The sequence below is a fragment of the Chryseobacterium sp. SIMBA_038 genome, from assembly GCF_046535115.1.
Lineage (GTDB): Bacteria > Bacteroidota > Bacteroidia > Flavobacteriales > Weeksellaceae > Chryseobacterium.
In genome coordinates this window covers 1-262 of sequence record NZ_JAWRXH010000236.1, presented here as the reverse complement: position 1 = coordinate 262, position 262 = coordinate 1, and the positions used below count along the sequence as shown (strand labels likewise).

At 39.3% G+C, this 262-nt stretch carries 1 protein-coding gene; it reads right to left on the bottom strand.

Features of this window, described 5'->3' with window-relative positions:
• Nucleotides 1-261: cation:dicarboxylate symporter family transporter (locus SB689_RS23400; RefSeq protein WP_410694443.1), on the bottom strand; the 261-nt coding region annotated here is incomplete at its 3' end.
• Nucleotide 262: the final 1 nt, after the last annotated feature.

Below are 262 nucleotides of genomic sequence, written 5' to 3'. Positions count from 1 at the left end.
ATCAATTCCAGTATCAGAGCCAGGCTGCATCACTAATCCAAAAATAAAACCTATCATGATGGCTGCCGAACTCATGATCAAAAAATATAAAATGGTTTGGCCTATCACATTTCTTGCATTTTTGATTTCAGACAATTGGCTGATTCCATACATTACTGCCATAAAGATAACAGGAAGTATCAGTGTTTCCAGAATCATAAAAAAGTACCGGCTTACCACTCCCAGCTTGATGCTCTGCTCTGGAAAGTAGTGGCCTGCCAAT